The sequence below is a fragment of the Kitasatospora sp. NPDC057223 genome (genome assembly GCF_042669755.1).
Classification (GTDB): domain Bacteria; phylum Actinomycetota; class Actinomycetes; order Streptomycetales; family Streptomycetaceae; genus Kitasatospora.
Genome location: NZ_JBHUWW010000001.1, coordinates 1 through 24,133 on the forward strand (window position 1 = coordinate 1; position 24,133 = coordinate 24,133).

Here is a 24,133-nt window from a genome sequence, read left to right on the forward strand (position 1 = left end):
CTCCCGGCCACCCGCGCTGCCGCGCACCGCGGTCAGGCCGCGGTGCGTTCGCCGACGGGTCGGCGGCGCAGGCCCTTCTGCCGGAGGGCCGGCGGCAGGTAGGCCTGGTCGAGCGTGCCGATGTCGGTGCCGGGCGCGACGATGCCGTCGATCCGGTCGAGGACGTCGTCGTCGAGGGTCGTGCCGGCGCCCGCGAGGAGGTCGTCGAGGTGGCTCATCGTGCGCGGCCCGGCGATCGCGCTGGTCACGCCCGGATGCGCGATCGTGAACGCCATGGCGAGGTGGGTCAGCGGCAGACCCGTCTCCTCGGCGAGCGAGACGAACTGCTCGACGGCGTCCAGGCGGCGCTCGTCGGTGAGGTGCTTGAAGAGGCCGGCCCGGCGGAGCTCGTTCGGCCGGCCCCTGCGGACCCGCCCCGTGAGCAGCCCCTGCCCGAGCGGGCCCCACACCAGGGTGCCCATCCCGTGGCGCTGGGCGACCGGCAGCACCTCGCGTTCGACGCCGCGGTCGAGCAGTGAGTACGGCGGCTGCTCGGTGTGGAACCGTGCCAGCCCGCGCCGCTCGCTGACCCACTGGGCCTCGACGATGTCGGAGGCCGGCATCGTGGACGTCCCGATCGCGCGGACCTTCCCGCTGTGGATCAGGTCGGAGAGGGCGGACAGCGTCTCCTCGACGTCGGTGTCCGGGTCCGGCCGCTGGATCTGGTAGAGGTCGATGTGGTCGGTCCGCAGGCGGCGCAGCGAGTTCTCGACCGCGGTCACGATCCAGCGCCGCGAGGCGCCCTGCTGGTTGGGGTCGTCGCCCGTCGGGCGGCTCACCTTGGTCGCCAGGACGACCTTGTCCCGCCGGCCCTTGAGCGCCCTGCCGACGACCTCCTCGGAGTCGCCGTAGGAGTCGGCGGTGTCGATGAGGTTGATTCCCGCGTCCAGCGCCCGGTGGATGATCCGGGCCGAGTCGTCGGGGTCGGGGTTGCCGATGGACGTCGCGAACATCAGGGTGCCGAGCGCGTAGGGGCTGACCTTGATACCGGTCCGGCCGAGAGTGCGGTAGCGCATGAGAAGCGTGCCTTTCCTCGCAGGAGATCCGGGTCGCCGGTCCACCGGGCCGCCGGTCCGGCCTCCAGCGTGCGGCGGTGCGGGCAGCGGCGGGAGAGACGTCCCTGTCCGGGGACGGGCGGTCCCTGGCTCCGGCCGGCGTTCCGGGACATGGTGGAGGAATGGACCGAACCGAGCTGGCCGACTTCCTGCGTCGCCGCCGCACCCGACTCGACCCCGCGGACGTGGGCCTGCCGCGGGGCACCCGGCGCCGCACCCCGGGGCTGCGCCGCGAGGAGGTGGCGCAGCTGGCGGGCATGTCCACCGACCACTACACGCGGCTGGAGCAGGCCAGGGGCTCGCGCCCGTCCCGGCAGATGCTCGGCGCCGTCGCCCGCGCGCTGCGGCTGACCGGCGACGAACGGGACCACCTGTTCCATCTGGCCGGCGAGGAGCCCCCGCGCGACCGGGCGGCCACCGACCACGTGCGCCCCGGCCTGCTCCTCGTGCTCGACCGGCTGACGGACGCTCCCGCCCAGGTGGTGAGCGACCGGGGCGACATCCTGGCGCAGAACGCGATGGCCAGGGCCCTGCACGGCGACGCCTCGGCCCGCCCGTGGGCGGAGCGCAACATCGTCTGGCGCTGGTTCACGGACCTGTCCGCCCGGGAGCTCTTCCCGGCCGGGGACCGTGACCGGGCCGCCCGCGCGGCGGTGGCGGATCTGCGCGCCACCCTCGGCCGCCGCCCGGGCGACGTGCGGACGGCGGAGCTCGTCCGCCGCCTGCTGGCCCGGAGCGAGGAGTTCTCGGCCCTGTGGGAGGACCACGACGTCGCCGTGCGCCGGGTCGACGTCAAGCGCTTCGCGCATCCGGTGGTCGGCCTGCTGGAGCTGGACTGCGAGGTACTGCTGAGCCCGGAGCAGGACCAGCGGCTGATCGTCCACACCGCCCGCCCGGGCAGCGAATCCCACGAGCGGCTCCAGCTGCTGCGGGTGGTCGGCCTCCAGGACCTGACCCGCAGCTGATCCCCGGCCCGCGTGCGGCTCCCCCGCCCGGTACCCGATCGGATGCGTGAACCGGCCGCCGCGCGCAGCATGAGGGTATGGGCGGGCGCACACCCGCGCCGCCCTCGGCAACCGCGCCCACCCGACGCGGGCCGGCCCGGTCCGGGCCGGGACAGGAGAGCAGAGCCATGGACCTCGCTGCCGACTACCCGCTGCTGAACGTCTTCTGGACGATCTTCTGGTTCATGCTGTGGATCCTCTGGTTCATGCTGCTGTTCCGGATCCTCATCGACCTCTTCCACGACGACTCGGTGCACGGCTGGGCCAAGGCCGGCTGGGCCGTCTTCCTCGTCCTGCTGCCGTTCCTCGGCGTCTTCGTCTACCTCATCGCCCGCGGACGCGGCATGGGCGAGCGCGAACTGAGCAGGACGCAGAAGAGCGAGGAACGCTTCCGCGCGTACGTGCGCGAGAGCGCGGCCTCCTCCGGGGAGGGCGCCACCGCCGACCAACTGGCGAAACTCAGCGAACTACGCACCGCCGGCCACATCACGGACGAGGAGTTCGCCAAGGCGAAGGCCAAACTCCTGAACTCCTGAACTCCTGACCTGACGGAGTCACCCATGAGCGCCCACCCGGCGACCGCCCCTGGCCGGCAGCGCGGACGGGCCGAAGGCGGCAGCCCCGATGACTGACACGTCCCCGGCCGCTCCTTCGCCCGCCGCCCTGCGGCGGATCATCGCCCCGCTCGCCCTCGCCCAGTTCATCTGCAGCTTCGCCGGCTCGAACATGAACGTGATGATCAACGACATCAGCGAGGACCTCGACACCACCGTCCAGGGCGTGCAGGTCGCGATCACGATCTTCCTGCTGGTGATGGCCGCCCTGATGATCCCCGGCGGCAAGCTGACCGACCGCTACGGCCGCAAACGCTGCCTGCTGGCAGGGCTGGCCGTGTACGGCGCCGGCGCGTTGCTGAGCGCGGCCGCGCCGGGCCTGGGCGTTCTCATCCTCGGAAACTCGATCCTCGAGGGCGTCGGGACCGCCCTGCTCATCCCGCCCGTCTACATCCTCACCACGCTGCTCTTCACGGAGACGACCTCACGCGCCCGCGCGTTCGGGACGATCATGGCGCTCGGCGGCATCGGCGCGGCGGCCGGCCCGCTGATCGGCGGGCTCATCACCTCGGTGCTCAGCTGGCGGGCCGCGTTCGTGTTCCAGGCACTGGTGATCGTCGTGATCATCGTCCTCAGCCGCCGGATCGAGGATCCCCTGCCGCCGGATCCGACCCGCCCGTTCGACACCGTCGGCACCGTCCTGTCCGCCGTCGGGCTCGTCCTCGTCGTCACCGGCATCCTGGCCGCCGACGACAACGGCTGGCTGATGCTCGCCCTGCTCCTCCTCGGCGCGCTCCTCCTGGCGGGGTTCTTCCGCTGGGTCCGCGGCCGGGAGCGGGCGGGCAGGGAGCCGCTGCTGTCCACCAGCCTGTTCCGCAGCCGCGTCTCCAACCTCGGGCTCGTCACCCAGAACACCCAGTGGCTGCTCCTGATGGGCGTGTCCTTCACGGTGGCCTCCTACCTGCAGGTCGTCCGCGGTTACGACGCGATCCAGACCGGGGTGATCTTCACGGCGGCCACCCTCGGAATCCTCCTCACCTCCCTCGCCGCCGAACGCCTCGCCGAGCGGTACGCCCAGCGCACCCTGATCCTGACGGGATTCGCCGTCACGATCACCGGCATCGTCGTCCTGATCCTCATCGTCGGCGGCTCCCCCAGCCCCTGGGCCTTCGCCCCCGGACTGCTGCTGATCGGCCTCGGCCTCGGCCTGATGCTCACCCCCTCGGTCAACATCGTCCAGTCGAGCTTCGCGGAGGAGCGCCAGGGCGAGATCTCCGGCCTGTCCCGCAGCGTGTCGAACCTCGGCTCCTCCCTCGGCACGGCGGTCGCCGGCACCATCCTGGTCGCCGGCCTCACCAGCCACGCCTACGCCGCCGCGATGATCACCCTGGCAGCCGTCGGACTCATCGGCCTCGCCGCCGCCGCCCTCCTGCCGCACACCCCGGCGCCCGCGGCGCCCTCCCCCGCCGGCCGTCCGGAGGCGGGCGGCTGACGGCCCGCCACGGCCGGCCGGCGACATCGCAACTGCGGGGCATCTGAGTACGCGTACTCATGCGTTCGTGTGCGAGGCAGGCGAGGGTGGCAGCAGGCCACGGAGACGAAGCCCGGACACCAGGTGTGGTGACCGCAGCGGATCCGTGCCGCCTGCCACGTGTACCGACGTACGTCGTGACCGCCTCGGAAAGGGAACGCCTTGCGCACCACCGGACCTCGACCGTCCCGCCGCACCGCACTCGCTCTCGGCGCCGGCGCCGCACTCTCCGCCGCCCTGCCCCTCGGCGGGACGGCGCACGCCCTGTCCGGCGGCGGGATCACCGCGCGGCTCAGGGAGCTGGAGCAGCAGCACTCCGCCCGTCTGGGGGTGTTCGCCCGCAACCTGCGCACCGGCAGGTCGGTCGCGTACCGCGCGGACGAGAGCTTCCCCCTGTGCTCGCTCTTCAAGACGATCGCCGCCGCGGCGGTGCTGCGCGACCTCGACCACGACGGCGAGTTCCTGGCGAAGCGCATCCACTACACCGCGGAGGACGTGGCGAGGTCGGGCTTCTCCCCCCGTACCGGTACGGCCGAGAACCTCGAAGCCGGCATGACCGTCGCCGAGTTGTGCGACGCGGCCATCCGCTACAGCGACAACACGGCGGGCAACCTGCTGCTCCGGCAGCTGGGCGGACCGGAGGCCGTCACCCGCTTCTGCCGCTCGATCGGGGACGACCGGACCAGGCTCGACCGCTGGGAGCCGGAACTCAACTCGGCGGAGCCGTGGCGGGTGACCGACACCACCACCCCCCGCGCCGTCGGCCGGACCTACGCCCGGCTCACGCTCGGAGACGCACTCGCACCGCAGGACCGCGAACGGCTCGCCGGCTGGCTGCTCGCCAACACGACCAGCGGCGAGAGGTTCCGCGCCGGCCTCCCCGCCGACTGGATCCTCGCCGACAAGACGGGCGGCGGGAGGTACGGGAGCAACAACGACGCGGGCATCGCCTGGTCGCCCGACGGCACGCCGGTGCTGCTGGCCGTCCTGACCACCCGGCGGGAGGAGGACGCCCCGGCCGACCACCCGCTGGTGGCCGGTGCCGCCGCCCTGCTGGCGGCGGAACTCGGCGGTAATCCGGCCTAGTTGGCGCTCGCAGCCATGCGCCGAGCCCTGCGGTGGGCGCCCCGCAGGGCTCAGCAGGCGGCGTCGCCGACGGCTTCGGTGCAGTCGGCGTAGTCGGCGTCCCGGAAGTCGGCGTGGTGGCCGTGTCCGTTCAGGTCCCACACCCACAGGCCGGCGAAGGCGCCGGTGAAGCCGAGGGCGCGGATCCGGTCGCCGTCGTACTCCTCGGCGTGCTCGTCCGACAGGACGGTGGCGTCGAGCGGCGGCCCGAACGGCCGCCAGCCGGCGCCGGTGTCGATGCGGAAGCGCAGGCTCGCGCCGTCCAGGTCCAGCCCGAGGCGGGTGATGGCGCCGACCGGCACCCGGCCGCCCGCGTCGAGGGTGGTGCGGCCCCGGTCGCAGCCCGCCAGCCCTGCGACCGGGGTGCCGTCCTCGTCCGAAGTGACGTGCAGGAAGTACCAGTTGCGGGAGTTGTAGTAGGCGGTGAGGCCGGCCAGGTGCTGGAAGCCGCCGGGCCGGTACTCCATCGTCGTCTCGAAGGAGCAGCGGGCGGCGGTCAGACGGCGGGCCACCAGGCTCGGGCCGACCAGGCTCTGGGGTGAGCGTCCGCCTCGGATGCGCAGGTGGGAGGGGCGTTCGGTGAGGCTGCACCAGTCGGGCGTGGCGGGGCGGCGCAGGGTGGACCAGTGCGGGCCGAGCCGCGCTGCGGTGAAGTCGTCCGCAGGGTCGGGCACCTGAGCGGCCGGCAGGCCGGGTGCGGGGAGCTGCGGCCGGGGCGTCCCGTCCCCGGCCCGGGGCCAGTCGTCGGCGGTCCAGGTGACGGCAGCGAGGGCGGTCTCGCGGCCCAGGACGCAGGGGCCGTGGGTGCCGATCGGGCGGGAGGCGAGGTAGGCGAGGTACCACCGGCCGTCGGCGGTCCGGGCGAGACTGCCGTGTCCGGCCTTCTGCAACGGCAGTTCGGGGCGGTCGCGGGCGGTGAGCAGCGGGCCGGCGGGGTCGCGGTCGTACGGGCCGGTGAGGTTGCGGGAGCGGGAGACGGTGACCTGGTGGTCGTAGCCGGTGCCGCCGTCGGCGGTGAGCAGGTAGTACCAGGGGCCGCGGCGGTAGAGGTTGGGGCCCTCGATCCAGCCGCCCTCCCGGCCGAGCGTGATCGGTACGGGCTCGCCGACCAGGCGCCGGGTGGTGCGGTCGTAGCGGGTGGCCTCCAGGCCGGCCGAACCGCCGTACCCGGGGCGCCAGTCGTGCACCAGGTTCAGCAGCCAGCTGTCGGGCCCGTCGTGGAACAGCGAGGCGTCGAAGCCGCGCGAGTGCAGCGGCACCGGCTCGGACCACGGCCCCTCGATCGACGGTGCGGTCACCAGGTGGTTGGCGCAGTCGGTGAACCCGCCGGCGTACGTGGACACGTTGGAGTACACCAGGTGGAACAGGCCGTCCGCGTGGCTCAGGTTCGGCGCCCACACGCCGCCCGAGTCCGGGCAGCCGGTCAGGTCGAGCAGGGCGGTGCGGTCGAGGGCGCCGCCCAACGGCCGCCAGTGCACGAGGTCCTGCGAGGTGTGCAGCCGGACGCCGGGGTACCACTCGAAGGTCGAGGTGGCCAGGTAGAAGTCCTGGCCGACGCGCAGCAGCGACGGGTCCGGATGCGATCCCGGCAGGACGGGGTTGCGGATCACCGCAGGACACCTCACTCGCGGACTGCTCCGCACGGCTCCGAGGACATTGACGCCGAAGCTAGCGTCGAACGCATTCGCGATCAACCGGTTCCGGTCGATCAACGTCCCCGGGGCCCGGTCCTACTGGTCGCCGTACTCGTCGCGGAGGTTCTCCAGGACGCCCTCCCAGAGGCTCGATTCCTCCGGGCCCTGTCCCAGCAGCTCCAGCCTGCCGGTGAGTTCGTCCAGCAGGGCGTCGGCGTCGGTGTCACCGTCCTCGTCGGTGAGCCGGTGCCCGCAGCGGGCGATCAGGGCGAGCGCGCCGATCAGCTCGGGCAGCGAGTCGGCGGCGTGGCCGCCGTACCCGGCGGCGTGGTCCCAGCCGTCCGGGTCGTAGATCTCGACCGTTCCGCTGTCACCGCGAACCATCAGGTGCAGCAGCTGGACCATGCCGACGCAGTAGGACCAGCAGGCCGGTTCGGAGTCGTCGTCGGGGTAGCGGTTGCCGAACAGCTCGTCCGGGTCCTCCTCCCACATGCCCTTGGCCTTCAGGCCGGCCGAGTCGTAGCCCATGAAGTCGAGCCGGACCGCCGGGACTCCCACGGTGGTCAGGAAGGCCCGGGTACCGGCGTCCTCCAGCCGGACGGGCAGCTCGGCCTCCGCGGGGCGCCACAGACTGCCCGGCCCGAAGCAGGACTCCAGCCATTCGACGGTGGGCCTCTTGGCGACGGCCAGCAGCTCGGACTCGTTCAACGGCCTTCTCCCCATCAGGCGGCAACTTCGGGCGGCAACTTCGGGCGACATCGGCACCATCCAACCGGGTGGCACCGACAGGCCCCGCCCCGGGGGCGGCGGTCCCCCGGCCTCAGTGCCCGAGGGCCGCCTTCGCCGCGACGATCACCAGCCCGAGGACGAGGTTGACCGCGCCCTCGACGGCCGCCTCGGTGCGGGAGGCGCCGGCGTACAGGGCTCCGAGGCAGGCCCAGCCGACCTGCTGCGTCACCGCGACCGCCAGGGCCAGCCAGGCCGCGCCGCTCAGCCCCAGTCCCAGGAGGGGGCTGACCGCCACGGCCGCCGCGGGCAGCACGGCCGCCTCGACGATGCCCCACTCGTGCCGCCCGACCCGTCGGATCTCGGCCCAGTCGGGCCGCCCGCCGACCTGGCGTTCGCCGGCGAGGCTCGCGTAGACGTGGGCGGCCCAGAAGACCAGGCCCGTCACCAGGAGCAGCACCACGACCTGGAGCCGGGGGAAGTCGCCGACCGCGCCGGCCGTGGCGATGACCGAGGCGGCGAGGAGCGACCCGTAGACGGCCCCCGCGAAGTCCGTCCGCGATGCGCGCCGGCCGGTCCGGTCAGGCCTGCGTGGCCAGGGAAAGAAACGGTTCACCAACTCAACCTAATCGAACCCGCCCACCCTCGGCCGCACCACGCGCGGGCGGGTCCGCACCGGACGGCCGGGTCGTGCACCGGCCCTGCGGACCTCGCGGCAGCCCCCGGTCGGTGTCACGATGGACGCCAGAGCTTCACCGCGATCGGAGGCGGTCATGGGCCGCGACTACCACTTCCACCGTGAACACGCCGGCTGCTCCGTGACCGTCGCCGTCCACCTGGGCGGAGCCCGGGGGGTCGAACTCCTGGTGGACGGCAAGGAGGTCGCGGCCGAGCGGGTCCACGGCCACCACCCGGAGGTGCGGTCACTGGCCACCACGCTGCCGACCGACCCGCCACGTCCCATCGAGGTGCGGGTGACCCTGCCCGGCCCCGTCCGCGGGGAGCCGAGCAGCGTCCTGGTCGAGGACGGGGCGGGGCAGGACGGAACGGGGCAGGGCGGGACGGAGCTCCCGATGCCCGAGAAGGAGGTGCCCCACCGGGCGCGGCCGACGGAGGCCTCCTGGTACTCCTGAGCCGCCGGGTGAGGCCGGGGCGCGCAGGGCGGTTCAGGCGGGCGCCGCACTCGGTGGCGCCGCAGGGGCCGGAGTCGGGGCAGGGGCGAGGCGGAACGAGAGCGCGTAGGAGACCACGACCGCGACGATCACGAGCGGCATGACGGTGAGGCTCTCCGTGCCCAGGAGCAGAGTGGCCAGCAGCACCGCGGTCATCGGCAGTTTCAGCATCGCCACGCACATCGCCCCGACGCCCATCGCGAACCCGGAGGTCACGTCCAGTCCGGGGAGGTGGGCGAGGGCGAGCCCGCCCGCCGCTCCCACGAACATCGACGGGAAGACCGGTCCGCCGCGGAATGCGCTGAGCGAGAGGCTGTAGGCGAGCGCCTTGCAGACCACCAGCACGACCAGGGTGCCCGCCGTGTAACCGGCCTGACCGGCCAGGAGCGGCCCGAGTGCGCTCTGCCCCGAGTACAGCACCTCCGACGCCTCCCGGCCCGTCCCCTCGGCGAAGACCAGCGCGAGGACTCCCACGAGCACGCCCGCCAGGACGGTGAGCAGCGTCCGCCGCCGCTCGACCCGGGCCTGGAGGAACAGGGCCGAACGGTGGATCCCCGCCCCGAGGAAGGCCGAGGCCACCCCGATGACGAGGGCCCAGCCGAACCCCGCGAGGTCGGGGCGGTCGGCGTGCGGCACCTGCGGCAGGACCAGCGAGTAGGTGCCCAGACCGGTCCAGGACCCGAGGCCGGTGAAGATCAGCGCGCCGACGCCGGCCGCGAGGAGGCCCGGCACCAGCACGACACCCATCATGGCGCCGCCGAGACCGGCCGCCTCCATCAGCAGGAACGCGCCGAGCAGGGGCGATCCGAGCAGCGTGCTGACGGCCGCGAAACTCCCCGCGGCCCCCAGTACGGCGCTCGCCCGCGGCGCCACGTCCCGTTTCACCGCCCGGACGGCGAACACCGCCAGCCCCCCGCCGAGCGCGATGAGCGGGGCCTCCGGTCCGATCACCGCGCCCGCCGCGAGCGAGGCCACCGCCGCGAGCGCGATGCCGGGCAGTTCCACCGCCGTCGGCGCTCCCTTGGTGGACAGCCCCTCGGCCGGCTTGTGCCCGCCTCCTCCCGGCAGGCGGCTGACGGCCAGCGCCACCAGCAGCCCGGCCAGGGCGAGCAGCGGGACCGGCCACCACGACGGCGTCCCGTCGAAGCCCAGCCCCTTGGGGAGGTCGGTGTAGGTCAGCGACTGCAGTTCGGACACGAGGGCGAGGAAGCCGAACGCCAGCGCGGAGATCGGGACGCCGAGCAGCGCCGCCATCACCAGCAGCATCGCGTACTTGCGGGTCCGGATCAGTGCGAGGGGATCCGGCGGTGGTTCGGCGGCGGGCGGTCCGACAGCCGGGGTCGGCATGCTCATCGTCTCCTCAGCACCGGACGGCGGCCTGGAACGCGTCGGTCGGCAGGCCTCGGATCCGTCGTACCACGGCCCGGCGGCCTGCCCCGCGCTCGCGGCCGGCGACCGCCCGGCGATTCACCGAACGTCATTCCGACGGCTCAGTTCCCGCCCGGGGACGGCCGTTGCGGCCGGTCGGCGGGTGCGCGCCGGGCGGCGACCCGGCGCCAGATCTCCCGCTGCCAGCGGAGCGTGCAGGTGCCCACCACGATCAGCACGACGATGTTGACGAGCAGTTGGACGAGCGAACCCCGGGCCTCGCTCCAACTGGAGAAGGCGACGGACACCGCGATGTCGGCCGCCGCCGGGATGGTCGTGACCGAGATGAACACGCCCAGCAGCGCACTCGTCCTCGCCTCGGTGAGCGAGATGATGCCGACGATGCCGGCCAGCCCCGCCACGGCGAACGAGAAGAAGCCGGGAGTGTCGATCAGCTGGGAGACCGGCCGCACGCCCACGCTGAAGGCCTTCGATTCGAAGCCGAACCCGCGGATCAGCAGACTGAAGAGGAAGGTGGCGACGACGGCCAGGGTGAAGCCCAGCAGCAGTGCCCGCAGCCCCTGGCGGACCCGCCGGCCGTCCCGGCGGTCGATGCCCAGCGCGATGCTGACGACGGCTCCGTACTCGGGGCCGACGACCATGGCCGCGACGATCAGGATCTGCGAGTTCGTGACGATCCCGACCGCGCCGATCAGGCCGGCGATGACCAGGTAGAGGTAGAAACTCGGCGCGTACGTCCCCTCGGCCCGGATCCGTGCCTCGACCTGGTCCCAGACGGGTGCGTGGGCGCGTGCCCCGAGCTGCCGGGTGCCGGCCTCCGCGGCCCCGCCGGCGAACGCCACGTCCACCGGCTCGATGACGACGGAACCCCGGCTGTCCAGGTGCAGCGCGCGCAGGGCGCGCAGGACGTCGTTCGCCGCGCCGGTCAGCACGTCGCAGGCGACGGCGTCCCCGTCCGGGTTGCGCGCCGCACCGGGCTGCACGATCAGGTTGAGGACCGAGGGGTCGCCCGCGAGGCGGCCGACGACCCGTGCGGTGAGGTCCGGCGGGCTCACCGCACGGACATGGATCATGTCCAACCCCGGACCTCCACAGGCGTCGGCCTCCCGGCCGGGTGCCCGGCCCCTGCAAGATCCTCCACCCCGTCCCGCCGTTCGCGGACCCGCCGCGCGGGCGGCCCCGGATTCGGGCCGCGACACCGGCCGGGGGAGCGGGCCGGTCACCGCGACGGGCGCGTCCGCCGGTCCTGGCCGATAGTGAGATCACGGGATCACTCTGACCTTGGGGACGCTCATGGACCGCTACCCGCCCATCGCCGAGCACGGCCTCATAGGCGACCTGCAGACCGCCGCGCTGGTGACCTCGCGCGGCGTCGTCGACTGGTTCGCCGCTCCCCGCTTCGACTCCCCCAGCATCTTCGCGGCCCTGCTCGACCACGACCGCGGCGGCTACTTCCGGCTCGCGGACGTCAATCCGCAGGCCACCTGCAAACAGCTGTACTACCCGGACAGTGCCGTCCTGGTCACCCGCTTCATGTCGCCCGACGGGGTGGGCGAGGTGATCGACTGGATGCCGCCGAACACCAGCCGGACCCCGACCGACCGGCACAGCCTGATCCGGACGGTGCGGTGCGTGCGCGGCACCGTGCGCTTCGACATGGAGTGCCGCCCGCGGTTCGACTACGGCCGGGCCTCCCACCAACTCGACCTGCGTCCCGAGGCGTCCGTCTTCCGGGCGCCGGGGGTCTGCGCGTACCTCCAGAGCACCTTCCCGGTGGAGCGGGACGGCGACGACGTGCGCGGCTCCGTCACGCTGAACATCGGTGACGCCGCGGCGGTCCTGCTGACCGTCTGCGACGCCGACGGCGAGATGCCGCCGCCGCCCACCGTCGACGGGATCACCGAACAGCTCTGGGACGCGGCCGACTTCTGGCAGAGGTGGGTGCGCGGCTCCAACTACCGCGGCCGCTGGCCCAACATGGTCAACCGCTCCGCCATCACGCTCAAACTGCTCACCTACGCCCCCACCGGCGCACCGGTGGCCGCGGCCACCATGGGCCTGCCCGAACAGGTCGGCGGCGAGCGCAACTGGGACTACCGCTACACCTGGGTCCGCGACGGCTCGCTCTCCGTCCGCGCCCTGCTGGACCTCGGCTTCGTCGAGGAGGCGACGGCCTTCACGCACTGGCTGGGCGACCGCCTGCGCGAGACCGCGGGCAAGGGCGGCGAACCGCTCCAGATCATGTACCGGGTCGACGGCGAACCGCTGCTGACCGAGGAGATCCTCGGCCATCTGGAGGGGTACCGCGGCTCCGCGCCCGTGCGGCTCGGCAACGCGGCCGCCGACCAGTTGCAGCTGGACATCTACGGCGAGGCGCTCTACGCCCTCTCCGAGGGACACGAGATCGCCGGCCAGGCCGGCTACCGCGGCTGGAAGATCCTGTCCGAGAGCCTGGACTGGCTCGCCGACTCCTGGGACCGCCCCGACGAGGGCATCTGGGAGACCCGCGGCGGGCGCAAGGACTTCACCTACAGCCGGGTGATGTGCTGGGCCGCCTTCGACCGCGGCCTGCGCCTCGCCGACGTCTTCCGCCGGCCGGCCGACACCGAGCGCTGGACGAAGGCCCGCGACTCCATCCTGCTGCAGGTCATGGAGCGCGGCTGGAGCGAGGAGCAGCAGGCGTACGTCCAGCACTACGGCGGCGACGCCGTCCTGGACGCCTCGCTGCTGCTGATGCCCCGGGTCGGCTTCGTCGCTCCCCGGGACCCGTCCTGGCTGTCCACCCTGGACGCGATGGACCGCACCCTGGTGTCCGACAGCCTCGTCTACCGCTACGACCCGGCCGCCTCCCCCGACGGCCTGCGCGGCTCCGAGGGCACGTTCAGCCTCTGCACCTTCCTCTACGTCGACGCCCTGGCCCGGGCCGGGCGCCTGCGGCCGGCCCGCTACACCTTCGAGAAGATGCACACCTACGCCAACCACGTCGGCCTCTTCGCCGAGGAGGTGGGGCCCAGCGGCGAGCAGCTCGGCAACTTCCCGCAGGCGTTCACCCACCTGTCGCTCATCACGGCGGCCTGCACGCTGGACGAGGCCCTCGACCGGCGACGGGACTGACCGGGCCCCGCAGCGGCGACGCGACTCACCGGGCCCGGGAGCGCTGTCCGGCCGGAGCCCGGGGACTACGGCGCGGGCCGGGCCGGAGGGGTCAGGAGGACGGCGGTGTCGCCGCCGTCCGGCGTCGGCGCGGCGGTCTCGGTGACGGCGACGAGCCGGCCGTCGGCGCGCACCAGGAAGAGCAGGTCGTGTCCGGCCGGGATGCCCGCGTCGACCTGGCGGGTGACGATCCGGGCTCCGGCCGCGTACCGGCCGGCCAGTCCGGGCCGGTTGAGGCCCGGGGCGAACAGCACCGCGCCCCCGGTGTAGGGGGCGACCACGCCGTGGCTGCGGGTGGGCGGCCCCAGCCGGCGGACGGACCCCTCCACCGTCTCCTCCAGCGTCATGCAGGCGAGAGCGTTGAAGTCGTCCTCGGCGGTGAGCAGGAGGACCTCGGTGATGCCCTCCAGTTCGGCGCCGGCACCGGTGGCGGCGGCGAGCAGTTCGCCGGGGGCCAGTTCGAGGCCCGCGTCCGTGATGCTCCGGCGCTGCTGGTCGAGTCCTGCCCACATCAGCACGTCCAGGCCCGCCGACCGCAGGGCCACGCCCAGCTCCACCGCCCAGGGATCGCCCCCGACCAGCAGCGGCCGCGACCGGGCCGAACGGCGGACACCGAGCCACCGCACGACCGGGAGCGCCGTCAGGCCGTAGACCATGACGGTGGCGACGATCACGACGAACGTGGCCGGCAGGATCTTCTCCGCCCCGCCGACACCGGCCTGCACGAGGGCGACGGAGAAGGTGGAGGCGGTGGCCGCGGCGACGATGCCGCGCGGCGCCATCCATCCGATGAACCGCCTCTCCGGGGACGGCACGTCGGTGCCGGCGGTGGAGAGCAGCGCCACCAACGGTCTGACCACCAGCACGAGGGCGGCGGCGAGGCCGAGCGCGGGAAGCACCACGTGGCGCAGCGACTGCGGCGTGACGGTGGCCGAGATCGAGACGAACAGCAGGCCGATGGTCAGCGAGACGAGCGTCTCGAAGAAGACCCGGCGGGCCGGGATGTCCAGCCCGGGCAGGTTGGCCAGCGCCATTCCCATCACCACGGCCGCGATCAGGCCGGTGTCGTCCCGGAGGGCGTCGCAGACCGCCGCCACCGAGACCACCGCGGCGAGCTGCACCGTCGTGCCGAGCACCTCACCGAGGGGCAGGTGGCGCAGCAGCAGCCAGAGCGCGGCGGCTCCGACGGCGCCGCCCGCCAGGCCGACGGCGGCACTGGCGCCGAAACTGCCCAGTTGGCTGCCCAGACCGTGCTGGTCGCCGGCGAGGACGCCGTGGAAGACGAACGCCCCGAGGATGCCGCCGACCGGGTCGATCAGGGTGCCCTCCCAGACGAGGATGCGTTGCAGGCGTTCGGTCGGGCGGACGAAGCCCAGCAGCGGCCCGACCACGGTCGGGCCGCTGACCACGAGGATCGCGCCCAGCATCACGGCGGAGCCCGGCGACATGCCGAGGACCGGTACGGCGAGCAGGGCCGCCGACACCCAGGTGACCAGGCCGCCGAGCCAGATCAGCCTGATCACGACCCGGCGGGTGTGTCCCTTGAGCCGGCCCAGGTCCAGCCCGAGTCCGGCGTCGTAGAGGATCACCGCGACCGCGAGCGAGACCAGCGGTGAGAACGCGGCGCCCAGCAACTGCTCGGGATCGACGTCGTCGGTCAGCGCGCCCGCGACGAAGCCGGCGGGCAGCAGCAGGAGGATCGCCGGCACCCGCAGCAGGCTCGCCACCAGTTGGGAGCCGACGGCCAGGGCGACGATCAGCGCGACGCCGACCAGCACCTGACTGGATGACATGACACCTCCTCCTCGGACGTCGCGCCCTACCCCACGAGCTCGGCGATGCTCTTGCCGACCAGCCAGAGGCCCACCAGGAGGGCGAGCGCGACGATGGTCTGCTCCTGATGGTCCTCCATCCAGGTGCGGATCCGCCCGAGGCGCTCCTGCGCGGTGACGGGCCAGAAGGTCGCGTGGATCTGCATCGCCAACAGGCTGGCGCTGGCCAGCAGGCAGAACCCTGACAGCACGAGGTACGTACTGGCCTCGGACATGTCGGCGTCCACCACGGTCGCGCAGCCGGCCGCCACCAGCCCCCACGGCTGTACCAGCACGGCCAGGCCGGAGGCGGTCCAGAGCGAGAGGTGGTTCAGCCGGGCCGTCCACGCGGGCGGCTTGTGGGGCCGCGCGGGCCGGCGTCTGCGGTGCTCGCCGTAGGCGATCAGGCCCACGCCGAGGGCGATCTTGACGGCCAGCACCGCCGTCGAAGGGGTGCTCTCGGCCTCGGGCGGCTTCCCGCCGGTCACGGCGATCACCATGGCGAGCACGAGGACCAGGCAGGCGAGCCAGGCCAGCACGAAGGCCAGCCCCTTGCGGACACCGCGGTCCGCCGACAGCAGCAGGATGAACGCCGTCACCGGCACCGGCTCCAGGGTGATCGCCAGGCCGATCAGCAGAAGGTCAAGAACCATCGGGGGTGCCCCTCTCGGTGGCCGGCCGGACGGACGGACGCGCCCGGCCGCGTGCGGGCCGGCCCGGTGCGGCCGTCACCGGGCGACGTCCTCGTCGGCCAGCGGTTCCAGTACGCCGTGGGTGTCGAGGCGGTAGAGGACGACGAGGGCCGGGCCGATGAACACGAGGGCGACGGCGGCGACGACGAGCATCCACTGGAGCGGGGCGCTCGCCCCCGCCCCCTGCTGGACGGTCAGCGAGGTGGGCACCAGGTAGGGCTTCTGGGCGACGCCCCAGGCGGCGACCAGCAGGGCCACGGCGGCCACCGAGGTGTAGCGCGCCCACCCGGCGGCGGAGCCGGCGACCAGCCAGGCCGTGACCGCCGCTGCCGCCGCGGCGAGCAGGACGAGCAGCAGCCCCGTCCCGTGGGTGAGCCCGTGGTGGACGTACGAGGCGTGCGGGTCGGTCACGGTCAGGCCGGTCACGCCGAGGATCAGCAGGGCGGCGGCGGCCGTCCGGGCGCGCAGCCGGAAGTAGCCGACCAGGTCGTCGGCCTCGAAGCGCCGGGCGTCCACCGTGAGGAACACCGCGCCGAGGAAGGCGGTGGCCGCGACGGCGAGCAGCCCGCCCAGGACCGAGGTGGTGTTGGCCCACGCGTCGGCCGACGCGGTGGTGCCGGGAGCGACCCGCCCGGAGGCCACACCGCCGACGGCGGCGCCCAGGAAGAACGGGGTGAGCAGCGAGGAGACCGCGAACACGGCGCCGTAGATGCGGCGTTCGGCCAGTCGCCGGGTGGGTTTGCGCAGCGCGAACCCGGCGCCGCGCAGGACCAGGCCGACGGCGGCCAGGGCCAGCGGCAGCCAGAGGGCGGTGAACACCGTCTGGAAGAACACCGGGAATCCGGTCCACATCAGGACGAACGCGAAGATCAGCCAGACGTTGTTGACCTCCCAGACCGGTGCCATGGCGTGGTCGATCAGCCAGCGGGGGCGTCTGCCGCGCTCGGCGCCGCCCGCCAGCAGGTCCCAGAACCCGGCGCCGTAGTCGACGCCGCCGCCGCAGGCGTACGCGGCGATCGCGAGCAGCAGGATCCAGGCGACGACGTTCGCTGTCACAGTTCGCTCCCGGGGGGCCGCCGGTTGCCGGGGGCACTCGCGGCCGGTTCCGGGCGCGGGCCGTAGGGGGTGTCCGTCTCGGGGTCCTCGGCGGGTGTGCGGGCGGATCCGGCGTCGGCGAGCCGCCAACGGGCGCGCATCTTCAGGACGACGGCGAGGAAGGCTCCGAAGACGAGGACGTAGACCGTGACGACGATCCCGAACATCGTCCACAGCGAGGCGGCGCCGGTGGGGGTCACGGCCTCGGAGACCCGCATGTTCCGGTAGACGATCCAGGGCTGGCGGCCCACCTCGGTGGTGATCCAGCCGCACTCCACGGTCAGCAGGCTGGCCGCGCCCGCCACCGCGGCGAACCGGAAGAACCAGCGGGAGCGCGGTAGTTCACGGCGGCGCAGCCAGCACCAGCCGTACCAGAGGGCGAGCAGGAGCAGCAGGCTGCCGATGGTGGCCATGATGTCGAAGGCCCAGTGCGCGATGGTCGCCTGGGTCGCGGTGGGGCGGTCGGAGGCGGGCACCGAGGCCAGCCCGGTGACCTGCGTCCCGGGGCTGAACCCGGCGAGGATGGAGTCCAGTTGGGGGATCTTGATGCCGCCCTTGACGGTGCCGTCCTCCTGCAGGCGGCCGAACAGGTACTCGGGCACATGGGTGCCGGTGTTCCAGACGAGCTCCGTCGCGGCGAACTTGACGGGCTGCTTGTGGAAGACCGACCGGGCGATGGAGTCGCCGAGCACGAACTGGACGGGGGTGAGAATCGCCGCGGCCGTGAACGGCACGGTGAAGCCGAGGCGGTGGTAGCGGTCCCGGCGGCCGCGCAGCCATCCCACGGCGTAGACGCCGGCCACCACGTAGCCGGCGGTGAGGAACATGGCGACCACGAAGTGCCAGTACTGCGGGCCGAACATGGGTGTGAAGATTGCCTGTTGGACGTTGACGTCCACCGGCCTGCCACTGTCGTCGAGGGTGAAACCCTGCGGGGTGTTCATCCACGAGTTGGCGGCGATGATGCCGAACGCGCCCAGCAGCGCCGCCAGCGGCAGCGGCACGCCGAGCCAGAAGTGCGTCCACGGCTTGAGCCTGCGCCAGCCGTAGAGGTAGATCGCGATCAGGATCGCCTCCAGGAAGAACGCCCACGCCTCCACGCCGAAGCCGAGGCCGAAGACGTCTCCCCAGCGGCCCATCATGCCCGGCCACAGCAGCCCGAACTCGAACGAGAGCACGGTGCCGGTGACGATGCCGACGGCGAACTGGACGGCCATCACGGCGGACCACCGCCGCGCCAGCAGCAGGGCGGTCGGGTCGGCCTTCCGCAGCCCGCGGTGGTGCATCACCAGGGTGACGAACGGCAGCGCCACTCCCAACGGCACCAGCAGGATGTGGGAGGCCAGCGTGAACGCCATCAACTCCCTTGCGGGGAGCAGCTGCGCGGGAGTGTTCGCCAGGAGGTGTGCTGCGGTGTTCATGCGGACCTCGGTGGCTCGTGCCGGATGACCGCTGGGTCAGCCGGTGGACCGGACGGGGAGCGGGCGGGTGGACCGGCGGCCTGCCACCACCGTGCCGTCAGCCCCCGGTGGCGAAGCCGGGGAAGAGGGTCATTCCCCCGTCGACGTAGAGCGTGGTGCCGACCACGTAGTCCATCAGGTCGGAGGCCAGGACGGTCACCGCGGCGGCGATGTCCGCCGGGTCGCCGACCCGGCCGTAGGGGATCAGCCGGAGCAGGTCGTTCTCGGCCTCGGGGGTGTCCCAGGCGGACTTGTTGATCGGGGTGCGGATCGCGCCGGGCGCGACGGCGTTCACCCGGATCCCCTTCGGGGCGAGTTCCTGTGCCAGCGTCTGCATCAGCATCAGGACGCCGCCCTTGGAGGCGGCGTAGTTCACGTGGCCCGACCACGGGATGATCTGGTGCACCGAGCTCATGCAGACGATCTTCCCGGCCGAGCGGGACACCTCCGGCACGACGCCCCGGCGGACGAACTCCTTCGCGGCCTCGCGGGCGCACAGGAACTGGCCGGTGAGGTTGACGTCCAGCACCTTCTGCCACTGGGCGACGGTCATCTCGGTGAGGGCGGCGTCCCGTTGCAGCCCCGCGTTGGCCACCATGATGTCGATCGTGCCGAACTCGCCGACCATCCGGTCGACCATCGCGACGACCTGGTCCTCCTGGGAGACGTCCGCCTCGTGGGCGTAGGCCCGCACCCCGTAGGACTTGATCTCCTCGACGACCTCCTCGGCCGCCTCCGGGCCGAAGACGTAGTTCACGACCACGTCGGCGCCCGCGCGGCCGAGGCCGATCGCGGTCGCCCTGCCGATGCCGGAGTTCGCGCCGGTCACCAGGGCCTTCTGCCCCCGGAGGATCGGCGGGACCGGCCGCCGCCCCTCGTCCACCGCTGAGGTCACTGGTCTCTCCCGTCGTTGGCCGCAAGCCGTCATCGGGGGACAACACTGGTCGGCCCGGCCCCCGGCGCGGGGAGCGGCTCGCCCGTCGGGCGCGCCTTTGTCCCCCCGACGGCTCAGCGCCGGGCCCGGCGGGCACCGGTCACCCGACCGGCCGGACCACCACGTTCTCCAGCGGACCGCCCGCGAGGAAGCGCTCCAGCTGGGTGCGGATCAGCCGCAGGCCCCGGGGCAGGAAGGCGGAGCTGTTGCCGCCGACGTGGGGGGTGATCAGGGTGTTCGGGGCCCGCCAGAGGGGGTGGCCGGCGGGCAGCGGTTCGGGGTCGGTCACGTCGAGGGCCGCGGCCAGCCGGCCGCTCCGCAGCTCGGCGAGGAGGGCGCCGGTGTCCACGACGGCGCCGCGGGCCACGTTCACCAGCAGGGCGCCGTCCTTCATCGCGGCGAGGAATCCCGCGTCGGCCAGCCCCCTGGTCGCGTCGGTGAGCGGGACGGTCAGCACCACGACGTCCGCGCGCGGCAGCAGGCCGGGGAGGTCGGCGATGGCGTGCACCGGCCCGCGGGCCGCCGTCCGGGCCGTGCGCGCCACCCGCAGGACCTCGCACTCGAAGGGCACGAGACGCTCCTCGACGGCCGCGCCGATCGACCCGTGGCCGACCACCAGCACGGTGCGGTCGGCGAGCGAGGCGTACGAGCCGCCCTCCCAGGCACCGGCGTCCTGCGCCCGGACGAACCCCGGGACCCCGCGCAGTGAGGAGAGGACGAGGGTGACCGCGAGCTCGGCGGTGCTCGCGTCGTGGACACCCCTCGCGTTGCAGAGCGCCACTCCCGCCGGCAGCGCGGGCAGCAGTTCCTCGACTCCCGCCGACAGGCTCTGGACGACCCGCAGCCGGGGCATCCGCGCCAGCAGCGGCGCAGCGGCCGTCGTGCGGGTGTAGGGGATGACGAAGAACTCCACCTCGTCGAGGACCCGCTGGGGCGGGCCTGCGTCCAGGCCGTCCCACAGTGCCACCGCCACCTCCGGGCGCAGGCCCACCTGCGCGGACGGATAGGGGAGCAGGATCCTGGCCGGGGGGCCGCCGGGCACCGCGTTCGAGAGGCTCATGGAGCGATCCCAGCAGCGATCTCCCGCAGGAGCAAACCCCGGCTCAGGGCCTGCTGGCCTCGCGGAACGATCCGGCGCACAGGGCCCAGATGATGAAGATGTTGACGGCGATCAGCGTGATGGCCCAGAACGGGTAGTAGGGCAGCCACAGGAAGTTGGCGATCAGGCTCAGACCGGCGAGGACGACGCCGAGAGCGCGCGCCCAGACGGCTCCGCCGAACAGCGCGCAGCCGGCGAGGACGAGGACGATGCCGAGGATGAGGTGGATCCAGCCCCAGCCGGTCAGGCTGAAGCTGAACGTGTAGTCGGCCGTCCGGACGAGCAGGTCGTCCTTGGCGAGGGCGGCGATGCCCTCGAAGATCGCCATGGCTCCGCCGAAGATCATCAGAACCGCCGCGAGAGCGGTCCAGCCGGACCGTAGAACATGCCGCGAGGCAGGGGCGGTGACCTGCCCGGGCTGCGGCTGGTTGACGTTGCCGGCCATGGGTCCTCCCTGGTTCGGGGAGCCACCCGGCCTTCCGAACGGCCGGCCCGCAGCTCCACTTCCAGCGTTCCACGGCGGCGTGGATACCGCGCCCCGTGCGGCGGCGGGGGCACGGCCGGGCGGGCAGGCCGGTCCGAGATGCGCCGGGGGCCGCCCGCTGATGGAATGAGGAGTGCGCCGAACCGGCCGTCCGCTCTGCCCCCGACGGCACTCGGCCCGCCCGGGACGCCCAGGAGCACCCGCGGAACGCCCCGGGCGCCGGCCGCCGGACACCCGGCCCCGGGTCGCACGGACCCGATCCCGATGAGGAGTCGATGTGAGCACCGAAGCCGCCCCACCCGACGAACTGGGACCCATCGACTACGTGGTGATCGAGTTCCCCGGAAGCCGGATGAACGGGGAAGGACTGCCCCTGCTGGTCGACCTGGTCGACCGGGGCGTCATCCGGATCCTGGATCTCCTCTTCGTCCGCAAGGAGCCGGACGGATCGGTCGTCGGCGTCGAACTCGCCGACCTGACCGGCGACGGCGCACTCGACCTCGCCGTGTTCGAAGGCATCTCCTCCGGTCTGCTCGGCCAGGACGAGATCGACGACGCGAGCGAAGTCCTGGCGCCCGGCAGCTCGGCCGGCATCCTCGTCTACGAGAACGTCTGGGCCGCCCCGTTCGCCGCCGCCGTCCGCCGGGCCGGCGGCCGGCTCGTGGCCAACGGCCGCATCCCCGTCCAGGAGCTGCTGGCAGCCCTCGAAAGCACCGAGACCCGGGCCTGACCCCTCCGGGTCGGCCCAGTAGAGGAGCACACCATGCCAGGCCTACTCCGCGGCGTCGCCCGCACCGCCGTCGTCGCCGGGACGGCGACCGCCGTCTCGAACCGGGTCTCCCGCCGTCAGGCCGGGCGCTGGGCCCAGCAGGAGGCTCCGCAGGCCGCCCCCCAGCCCGCCGTCCAGGCCGCGCCCGCACCGGCGCCGGCGGCGGCCGACGACATGAGCAGCAAGATCGCCCAGCTCAAGGACCTCGGTGAGCTCAAGGACCAGGGCGTGCTCACCGACGCCGAGTTCCAGGCGCAGAAGGCCCGGATCCTCGGTTCCTGACCAACCCCGGCGCCGGCCGGTCCGGGATCGGCACAGGGCCGTCCCCCGACGCCCTGTAACGCCCCGTAAGGAGTGCGGTGGCACCGATCGACTCCCCCGCTCCGCCGCGCGCGCGGCTGCTCGCCCGGCTGGCGCTGGCCTGCTGGCTGGGCGCGCTGGTCGCGCTGCTGGCCGTCAGCGGCCCGGCCGGCCTGCTGATCCTCGCCATCGGTCTGGCGGGGCTGGCCCTGGGAGCGGCCGGCACCTGGTGGGCCCTGTCACACCGAGGGGCCGTACGCGTGGCCGGAGCGCTGCTCGCGGTCGCCGCGCCGGTGGCCGTGGTGGTGTTCTACTCGCGGGCCGGCCTGTGGCCGGCCGCCCTCGTCGCGGTCGCACTGCTGGCCGCCGGGCTGGCCTGTGCCCGCGCCGCCCTCCGGCAGGTGCGCCGGCCCGAGGGCATGCCGGTGATCGCGGGGCCCCGCCCGCAGCACGCGGTGCTGATCATGAATCCCAGGTCCGGCGGCGGCAAGGTCGGCCGGTTCGGACTGGTCGCGAGGGCGGAGGCACTGGGCGCCCGGGTCGTGCTGCTGGACGCCCCGGGCGGAACGGACGTCACCGGCCTCGCCCGCCGCGCCGTGGCCGAGGGCGCGGACCTGCTCGGCGTCGCGGGCGGCGACGGCACGCTGGCCCGGGTCGCGCAGGTCGCGGCCGAGCACGACCTGCCCTTCCTGGTGCTCGCCGCGGGCACCCGCAACCACTTCGCCATGGACCTCGGCCTGGACCGCGCCGACCCGGCCGCCGGCCTGGCGGCGCTGACGGACGGACAGGAGATCCGCGTCGACCTGGGAACGGTGAGCGGACAGCCGTTCGTCAACACCGTCTCGTTCGGCGTCTACGCACAGATCGTGCAACGCCCCGAGTACCGCGATGCCAAGGCCGGGACGATCCTGAACTCGCTGCCGGACCTCCTGCTCGGCTACTCCGGCCACCCGCTGCACGCCCTGGCGGACGACACCCGGCTGGAATCCCAACAGGCCCTGCTGGTCAGCAACAACCCGTACGCGGCACCCGAACCGACGACCGCCAACGGCCACCGGCCCCGCCTCGACTCCGGAATGCTGGGACTCGTGGGAGTCCGGGTGGCGAACGCGGCCCAGGCGGCCGACATCGCGATCCGCGGCACGCGTGCGGAGGCCCTGCACGTCCTGACGTCCCGCCGCGTCACCGTCGACTCCGACGCGGCGACCATTCCCGTCGCCGTCGACGGCGAGGCCCTGCACCTGGCGACCCCGGTGACCTGCGCCGTCCGCCCCCGCGCACTGCGGGTGCTGGTGCCCCGGCACCGGACCGGCGCCCCGGCGGCCGTCCCGCCCCTGGACCGGCGCGAGATCCTTTCGCTCGCCCTCGGCCGGCGCCGCCCGGGGAGCCGGCCGTGACCCGGTGACCGTCGGCGCGGCCGCCGGATGTCCGGTGGCCGCCTCACCCGACGAGTTCGAAGATGCTCTTCCCGACCAGCCAGAGCCCCAGCAGCAGGGAGATGGACACGACGGCCTGGTCCTGGTGGCCGTCGATCCAGCGGCGCAGCCTGTCGAGCTCCGCCTCGGCGCCGGCGGGCCGGAACGTGGCGTAGAGCTCCATCGCCAGCAGGGTCGAGGTGGCCAGCAGGCAGTAGCCGATCAGGGTCAGGTAGGCGGCGAGCGAGGAGAGGTCCGCCTGCATCGCGGTCAGTCCGCCCGCGGCGACCATGGCCCACGGTTGCAGCAGGACGCCGAGCCCGGCCGCGGTCCAGCCGGAGACGCGGTCCAGTCGCGCCATCCACTTCGGGGACTTCCGGCGCGGCCGCGGGCCCTGGCGCCGTTTGCGCTCCCCGTACCAGACCATCCCGAGGCCGAGTACCAGCTTGAGGACCAGCGCCGCGGTCGAGGGAACGGTGTTCCTGGCAGGGGGTTGGCCGCCGGTCAGCAGGACCACCCCGGCCACCACCAGCACGAGGCAGGCGAGCCACGCCAGGAGGAAGGCCAGCCCCTTGCGCACGCCCCGGCTCGCGGAGAGCAGCAGGATGAACGCCGTGTTGTGCAGCGGCCCCAGCGTGATGGCGGTGCCGATCAGCACGAGATCCAGAACCATCGCCGCAGGTCACCCCTGC

23 protein-coding genes are annotated in these 24,133 nt (G+C 73.4%); 9 read left to right on the plus strand and 14 right to left on the minus strand.

Going from position 1 to position 24,133, the window contains the following annotated elements; translation table 11 throughout:
• Positions 1–32: 32 nt before the first annotated feature.
• On the minus strand, positions 33–1,055 hold the full coding sequence (locus tag ACFUK0_RS00005) for an aldo/keto reductase (protein ID WP_380245665.1): 1,023 nt from the start codon (positions 1,053–1,055) through the stop codon (positions 33–35).
• Between the two features lie 161 nt (positions 1,056–1,216).
• Here ACFUK0_RS00005 and ACFUK0_RS00010 point away from each other — a divergent pair, with 161 nt between their 5' ends.
• The 4 genes from ACFUK0_RS00010 to bla all read left to right on the plus strand — a co-directional run bounded on the left by ACFUK0_RS00010 (position 1,217) and on the right by bla (position 5,269).
• Positions 1,217–2,059: a helix-turn-helix transcriptional regulator gene (locus tag ACFUK0_RS00010; RefSeq protein ID WP_380245666.1), complete on the plus strand. Its 843-nt coding sequence runs from the start codon at positions 1,217–1,219 to the stop codon at positions 2,057–2,059.
• A 167-nt stretch (positions 2,060–2,226) separates the two neighbouring features.
• Complete coding sequence (locus ACFUK0_RS00015) at positions 2,227–2,634, plus strand: SHOCT domain-containing protein (protein WP_380245667.1); 408 nt, start codon at positions 2,227–2,229, stop codon at positions 2,632–2,634.
• Between the two features lie 88 nt (positions 2,635–2,722).
• A complete protein-coding gene (locus tag ACFUK0_RS00020; protein ID WP_380245668.1) occupies positions 2,723–4,144 on the plus strand; it encodes an MFS transporter in 1,422 nt (473 codons plus the stop codon).
• A 201-nt stretch (positions 4,145–4,345) separates the two neighbouring features.
• Positions 4,346–5,269, plus strand: coding sequence for a class A beta-lactamase (bla, locus tag ACFUK0_RS00025; protein WP_380245669.1), 924 nt, complete (start codon positions 4,346–4,348; stop codon positions 5,267–5,269).
• A gap of 50 nt (positions 5,270–5,319) precedes the next feature.
• Here the strand turns inward: bla and ACFUK0_RS00030 are convergent, their stop codons facing one another.
• From ACFUK0_RS00030 to ACFUK0_RS00040, 3 genes are all read right to left on the minus strand, one after another.
• Positions 5,320–6,918, minus strand: coding sequence for a glycoside hydrolase family 43 protein (locus ACFUK0_RS00030; protein WP_380245670.1), 1,599 nt, complete (start codon positions 6,916–6,918; stop codon positions 5,320–5,322).
• 120 nt (positions 6,919–7,038) lie between these two features.
• Entirely contained in the window at positions 7,039–7,650 is a 612-nt protein-coding gene (locus ACFUK0_RS00035; RefSeq protein WP_380245671.1) for an SUKH-4 family immunity protein, read from the minus strand.
• 112 nt (positions 7,651–7,762) lie between these two features.
• Positions 7,763–8,284, minus strand: a complete 522-nt coding sequence (locus ACFUK0_RS00040) for a hypothetical protein (protein ID WP_380245672.1) — start codon at positions 8,282–8,284, stop codon at positions 7,763–7,765.
• A 157-nt stretch (positions 8,285–8,441) separates the two neighbouring features.
• Here ACFUK0_RS00040 and ACFUK0_RS00045 point away from each other — a divergent pair, with 157 nt between their 5' ends.
• Complete coding sequence (locus ACFUK0_RS00045) at positions 8,442–8,801, plus strand: hypothetical protein (RefSeq protein ID WP_380245673.1); 360 nt, start codon at positions 8,442–8,444, stop codon at positions 8,799–8,801.
• A 33-nt stretch (positions 8,802–8,834) separates the two neighbouring features.
• Here ACFUK0_RS00045 and ACFUK0_RS00050 read toward each other — a convergent pair whose 3' ends face one another.
• Entirely contained in the window at positions 8,835–10,187 is a 1,353-nt protein-coding gene (locus ACFUK0_RS00050) for a chloride channel protein (RefSeq protein WP_380245674.1), read from the minus strand.
• 143 nt (positions 10,188–10,330) lie between these two features.
• Complete coding sequence (locus tag ACFUK0_RS00055; RefSeq protein WP_380245675.1) at positions 10,331–11,308, minus strand: DUF389 domain-containing protein; 978 nt, start codon at positions 11,306–11,308, stop codon at positions 10,331–10,333.
• A gap of 214 nt (positions 11,309–11,522) precedes the next feature.
• On the opposite strand from ACFUK0_RS00055, the gene ACFUK0_RS00060 reads away from it, so the two are divergent.
• The gene (locus tag ACFUK0_RS00060) at positions 11,523–13,343 is read left to right on the plus strand and encodes a glycoside hydrolase family 15 protein (protein ID WP_380245676.1); all 1,821 of its coding nucleotides are present in this window, start codon (positions 11,523–11,525) and stop codon (positions 13,341–13,343) included.
• 65 nt (positions 13,344–13,408) lie between these two features.
• Here the strand turns inward: ACFUK0_RS00060 and ACFUK0_RS00065 are convergent, their stop codons facing one another.
• From ACFUK0_RS00065 to ACFUK0_RS00095, 7 genes are all read right to left on the minus strand, one after another.
• Positions 13,409–15,175 carry a cation:proton antiporter gene (locus ACFUK0_RS00065; protein WP_380245677.1) on the minus strand — a complete coding sequence of 589 codons (1,767 nt, stop codon included), beginning with the start codon at positions 15,173–15,175 and terminating at the stop codon, positions 13,409–13,411.
• A gap of 26 nt (positions 15,176–15,201) precedes the next feature.
• Complete coding sequence (locus ACFUK0_RS00070; protein WP_380245678.1) at positions 15,202–15,846, minus strand: GAP family protein; 645 nt, start codon at positions 15,844–15,846, stop codon at positions 15,202–15,204.
• A 75-nt stretch (positions 15,847–15,921) separates the two neighbouring features.
• Complete coding sequence (locus ACFUK0_RS00075) at positions 15,922–16,941, minus strand: cytochrome d ubiquinol oxidase subunit II (RefSeq protein ID WP_380245679.1); 1,020 nt, start codon at positions 16,939–16,941, stop codon at positions 15,922–15,924.
• Positions 16,938–18,401, minus strand: a complete 1,464-nt coding sequence (locus ACFUK0_RS00080; RefSeq protein WP_380245680.1) for a cytochrome ubiquinol oxidase subunit I — start codon at positions 18,399–18,401, stop codon at positions 16,938–16,940. The genes ACFUK0_RS00075 and ACFUK0_RS00080 overlap by 4 nt, the downstream gene beginning before the upstream one ends.
• A gap of 97 nt (positions 18,402–18,498) precedes the next feature.
• Positions 18,499–19,335, minus strand: a complete 837-nt coding sequence (locus ACFUK0_RS00085; protein WP_380245681.1) for an SDR family oxidoreductase — start codon at positions 19,333–19,335, stop codon at positions 18,499–18,501.
• Between the two features lie 139 nt (positions 19,336–19,474).
• On the minus strand, positions 19,475–20,434 hold the full coding sequence (locus tag ACFUK0_RS00090) for a 2-hydroxyacid dehydrogenase (RefSeq protein WP_380245682.1): 960 nt from the start codon (positions 20,432–20,434) through the stop codon (positions 19,475–19,477).
• A 43-nt stretch (positions 20,435–20,477) separates the two neighbouring features.
• Entirely contained in the window at positions 20,478–20,918 is a 441-nt protein-coding gene (locus ACFUK0_RS00095; RefSeq protein WP_380245683.1) for a hypothetical protein, read from the minus strand.
• 316 nt (positions 20,919–21,234) lie between these two features.
• Here ACFUK0_RS00095 and ACFUK0_RS00100 point away from each other — a divergent pair, with 316 nt between their 5' ends.
• The 3 genes from ACFUK0_RS00100 (at position 21,235) to ACFUK0_RS00110 (ending at position 23,423) form a co-directional block, all read left to right on the plus strand.
• Positions 21,235–21,687 carry a DUF6325 family protein gene (locus tag ACFUK0_RS00100; RefSeq protein ID WP_380245684.1) on the plus strand — a complete coding sequence of 151 codons (453 nt, stop codon included), beginning with the start codon at positions 21,235–21,237 and terminating at the stop codon, positions 21,685–21,687.
• Positions 21,688–21,720: 33 nt separating this feature from the next.
• Entirely contained in the window at positions 21,721–22,008 is a 288-nt protein-coding gene (locus ACFUK0_RS00105) for an SHOCT domain-containing protein (protein WP_380245685.1), read from the plus strand.
• Between the two features lie 77 nt (positions 22,009–22,085).
• Positions 22,086–23,423: a diacylglycerol/lipid kinase family protein gene (locus tag ACFUK0_RS00110; RefSeq protein WP_380245686.1), complete on the plus strand. Its 1,338-nt coding sequence runs from the start codon at positions 22,086–22,088 to the stop codon at positions 23,421–23,423.
• 43 nt (positions 23,424–23,466) lie between these two features.
• On the opposite strand, the gene ACFUK0_RS00115 is transcribed toward ACFUK0_RS00110, so the two are convergent.
• Positions 23,467–24,114, minus strand: coding sequence for a GAP family protein (locus tag ACFUK0_RS00115; protein ID WP_380245687.1), 648 nt, complete (start codon positions 24,112–24,114; stop codon positions 23,467–23,469).
• Between the last annotated feature and the right edge of the window lie 19 nt (positions 24,115–24,133).